The organism is Pseudomonas sp. RW10S2, assembly GCF_014268985.1.
GTDB lineage: Bacteria > Pseudomonadota > Gammaproteobacteria > Pseudomonadales > Pseudomonadaceae > Aquipseudomonas > Aquipseudomonas wayambapalatensis.
The window spans coordinates 1-4,030 of sequence record NZ_JABWRO010000208.1 but is presented as its reverse complement, the minus strand read 5'-3'; the positions used below and the strand labels follow the sequence as shown (position 1 = coordinate 4,030).

Sequence of the window (4,030 nt, the reverse complement as noted above, 5' to 3'; positions counted from 1 at the left end):
CCGCTGCGACTTGCCCGCGAAACATTCAGCGCCGATCTATGACCTAGGCACGCGACTCGACCCCAAGCTCATCCCACACCGACTCGGCCAGGTGGAAGGTCGCATTGGCCGCCGGGATCCCGCAGTAGATCGCGCTCTGCATGATCACTTCCTTGATCTCTTCGCGGGTCACGCCATTGTTGGCCGCCGCGCGCAGGTGCAACTTGAGTTCCTCGTTGCGGTTCATGCCGATCAGCATGGCAATGGTGATCAGGCTGCGGGTGTGGCGTGGCAACCCCGGGCGGGTCCAGATATCGCCCCAGGCGTGGCGGGTGATCATCTCCTGGAACTCGCCATTGAAGTCGTTGAGTTTCTCCAGGCTGCGGTCCACATGGGCATCGCCCAGCACCGCGCGACGCACCTGCATGCCAGCGTCGTAACGTTGTTTCTCATCCATGGCGTAGTCCTCAGCGAGCCATCAGGAAATCGAGCACGCGACGGCTGAACGGCTCGCCGACCTCGACGTTGGACAAGTGCGCAGCCTGGAAGCCTTCGTACTCGGCGCCTGCCACATGCTCCTGAATGTACAGGCCACCCGAGGGCGGCGTCACCGCGTCGGCCTCCCCGGAAATCACCAGCAGCGGCGCAGTGATCGCACCTAGCTGATCGCGGAAATCGGCATCGCGCACCGCGCCGCAATTGGCGGCGTAGCCCTGTGGCGAGGTGGTCGCGAGCATGTCGGTGATACGCTGGACCTGATCCGCGTGCACGCTCGACCACGCTGGGGTGAACCAGCGCTCGATGGACGCATCGCGCAACCCACGCATGGCCTCGGCACCGTCGCGCAAGACCATTTCGATACGCGGATTCCAGGTTTCAGGCGAGCCGATCTTCGCCGCCGTGTTGCATACCACCAGACGCTGCAAGCGCTCGCCAGCATTGATGCCCAGCCACTGGCCGATCAGGCCGCCCATCGACAGCCCGCAGAAATGCGCGCGCTCAATCTGCAGGGCATCCAGCAGCGCCAGCACATCACGCCCCAACTGTTCGATGCTGTACGGCCCTTCGGTCACCAGCGAATCGCCATGGCCACGCGTGTCGTAGCGCAGTACTCGAAAGTGTTCGGTCCACAGCGGCATCTGGGTATCCCACATGTGCAGGTTGGTGCCCAGCGAGTTGGACAGCACCAGCACCGGGGCGTGCTCGGGGCCTTCGAGTTGGTAGTTCAATACGCCATCGGCCAGTTGCAAATGCGCCACAGCGGTCTCCTTCAGGCAGTGAAGCGTTGATGTTCGGCCACAGCACGCGCCACCCAGACGCGGGCCTGGCCGAGGTAATGGGCAGGGTCGAGCAACTGGTCGAGCGCTTCGCCAGACAGTTGCTCGGTGACCTGTGGCTCGTCACCGAGCACGGCACGCAGGTGGCGCTGTTCGGCGACCGCGCGCTGACAGCATTGCTCAAGCAGGTGATGGGCCTTGTCGCGCCCCAGGCGCTGGGCCAATACGATGCTCACCGCTTCGGCCAGCACCAGGCCTTGGGTGAGCTCCAGGTTGCGGCGCATGCGCTCGGCGTCCACCTCCATGCCCTCGGCGATCAGTTGTGCCTGGCGCAGGGCGCCGGAAACCAGGCAGCAGATGTCTGGCAAGGTCTCCCATTCGGCATGCCACAGACCCAGGCTACGCTCGTGCTCCTGGGGCATGGCGGCGAACAACGTCGACAGCAGCCCCGGCACGCGGGTCGCGGCGCCGATCAGCACCGCCGCCCCCACCGGATTGCGCTTGTGCGGCATGGTCGAAGAGCCGCCCTTCCCCGGCGCAGCAGGCTCGAACACCTCGCCAGCCTCGGTCTGCATCAGCAGGCTGATATCGCGGCCGAACTTGCCCAGGCTGCCGGCGATCAGGCCCAGCACCGAGGCGAACTCCACCAGGCGGTCACGCTGGGTATGCCAGGGCTGCTCAGGCAATGCGAGGCCAAGTTGCGCCGCCAGCGCCTCGGCCACCGGCAACGCCTTGCTGCCCAGCGCCGCAAGGCTGCCAGAGGCCCCCCCGAATTGCAGGCACAACAGGCGCGGACGCAGCTCCTGCAAGCGCTGGCGGTGACGGGTCACGGCACCGAGTAGGCCGGCCAACTTCATGCCGAGGGTCACAGGCGTGGCGTGCTGCAGCCAGGTGCGTCCCACCAGCGGCGTGTCGGCATGCAGCAGAGCCTGGCGCGCCAGGCTGTCGGCGAGCTTTCCAAGTTCGGCCTCGATCAACGCCAGTGCATCACGCAGTTGCAGAACCAGGCCAGTGTCCATCGCATCCTGGCTGGTAGCGCCCAGGTGCACATAACGCTCGGCCTCAGGCACGCCACTGGCGACCACCTTGCCCAATGCCTTGACCAGCGGGATCGCCGAGTTGCCAGCCACCGCAATGGCCTGCGCCAGCGCTTGCACGTCATAGCGCTCGGCCTTGCACGCCGCCTCGATGGCCGCCACCGCACTGTGCGGCACCAGCCCCGCGTCGGCCTCGGCGTGCGCCAGGGCCGCCTCGAAGTCGAGCATGCCCTGCAGGCGGCCGCGGTCGCTGAACACCTCGCGCATGGCCGGGGCGGTGAAGTAGGCGTCGAACAGTTGGTTGCTCATGCAACGTCCTTAGTGGTCATGGTGCAGGTACGCCGCCTGCTTGGGCAGGCGCAGGCTGAACAGGAAGGCCACCGCCATCATGGCGGTCACGTACCAGTAGAAAGTGTTCTCCATCCCCAGCGTCTTCAAGCCCAGGGCGACGTATTCGGCCGAACCGCCAAAGACCGCGTTGGCCACGGCATAGGCCAGGCCCACACCCAAGGCACGGACCTGAGGTGGGAACATCTCGGCCTTCACCAGGCCGCTGATGGAGGTATAGAAACTGACGATGCACAGCGCCAGGGTCACCAGCACGAAGGCCATGAACGGGCTGGTCACGGTCTTCAGCGCCATCAGCAGCGGCACGGTGAACAGAGTGCCCAGCGCGCCGAACAACAGCATCGAGTTACGTCGGCCGATACGGTCGGACAACATGCCGAACAGCGGCTGCAGGATCATGAACAGAAACAGCGCGCCAGTCATCACGAAGCTGGCACTCTTGGCGTTCATGCCGGCCGTGTTGACCAGGTACTTCTGCATGTAGGTGGTGAAGGTGTAGAAGATCAACGAACCGCCAGCGGTGTAGCCCAGCACCGTGATGAAGGCTGCGGCGTGGTTGCGGAACAGGCCACTGATGCTGCCGGCATCTTTATCCTGGCGAGTTTCGGCATTGCTGGTCTCTTTCAGCGACCGACGCAGCATCAACGAGATCAGCGCGGCGACGGCACCGACCACGAACGGAATGCGCCAACCCCAGGCGCGCAGTTCTTCTTCGGTGAGCAGTTGCTGCAGGATCACCACCACCAGCACCGCCAGCAACTGGCCGCCGATCAGGGTGACGTACTGGAACGAGGCGAAGAATCCACGCTGGCCACGCAGGGCCACCTCGCTCATGTAGGTCGCAGTGGTGCCGTACTCACCGCCGACCGACAAGCCCTGGACGAGCCGCGCAAACAGCAGCAGTGCCGGCGCCCAGGTGCCGATGCTCGAATAGGTCGGCAGGCAGGCAATCAGCAACGAGCCTGCGCACATCATCAATACCGAGATCATCAACGAATTCTTGCGACCGTGACGGTCGGCCAGGCGGCCGAAAATCCAGCCGCCGATGGGGCGCATCAGAAAGCCTGCAGCGAACACACCAGCCGTGTTGAGCAGTTGCACGGTAGGGTCGTCGGAGGGAAAGAACGCCGGGGCGAAATAGATGGCGCAGAAGGCATAGACATAAAAGTCGAACCACTCCACCAGGTTGCCGGAAGAAGCCCCGACGATGGCAAAGATACGGCTTTTGCGCTCTTCGCCTGTGTAATGGATTGCGGTCATGGCGTGCTTACTCCTCGAAGGTTACCGTGAATTCTAGACATACCCGGTAACACTCTCGTTCCGCTTGGGGTCTGGCCATTAGCCTTTTGTCTTGCAGGTCCGGCCTCTTCGCGGGCAAGCCCGCTCCCA

The 4,030-nt window shown here is 64.3% G+C and carries 4 protein-coding genes; all 4 read right to left on the bottom strand.

All coding sequences use genetic code 11. The annotated features are described in order from the left end of the window. Nucleotides 1–43: 43 nt before the first annotated feature. From pcaC to HU729_RS25085, 4 genes are read right to left on the bottom strand one after another with little or no spacing between them, the layout of a single operon-like run. On the bottom strand, nt 44–436 hold the full coding sequence (pcaC, locus tag HU729_RS25100; protein ID WP_112899050.1) for a 4-carboxymuconolactone decarboxylase: 393 nt from the start codon (nt 434–436) through the stop codon (nt 44–46). Nucleotides 437–446: 10 nt separating this feature from the next. Further along, on the bottom strand, nt 447–1,238 hold the full coding sequence (gene pcaD, locus HU729_RS25095; RefSeq protein WP_186667286.1) for a 3-oxoadipate enol-lactonase: 792 nt from the start codon (nt 1,236–1,238) through the stop codon (nt 447–449). A gap of 11 nt (nt 1,239–1,249) precedes the next feature. Next, on the bottom strand, nt 1,250–2,602 hold the full coding sequence (locus HU729_RS25090) for a 3-carboxy-cis,cis-muconate cycloisomerase (RefSeq protein WP_186711882.1): 1,353 nt from the start codon (nt 2,600–2,602) through the stop codon (nt 1,250–1,252). A gap of 9 nt (nt 2,603–2,611) precedes the next feature. Continuing rightward, on the bottom strand, nt 2,612–3,901 hold the full coding sequence (locus tag HU729_RS25085; protein ID WP_186711881.1) for an MFS family transporter: 1,290 nt from the start codon (nt 3,899–3,901) through the stop codon (nt 2,612–2,614). Nucleotides 3,902–4,030 lie beyond the last annotated feature (129 nt).

What these genes read in the sequence shown, in the direction of transcription:
- pcaC (WP_112899050.1), bottom strand. Translation starts at nt 436, where the DNA reads ATGGATGAGAAACAACGTTACGACGCTGGCATGCAGGTGCGTCGCGCG.
- HU729_RS25090 (WP_186711882.1), bottom strand. Translation starts at nt 2,602, where the DNA reads ATGAGCAACCAACTGTTCGACGCCTACTTCACCGCCCCGGCCATGCGC.
- HU729_RS25085 (WP_186711881.1), bottom strand. Translation starts at nt 3,901, where the DNA reads ATGACCGCAATCCATTACACAGGCGAAGAGCGCAAAAGCCGTATCTTT.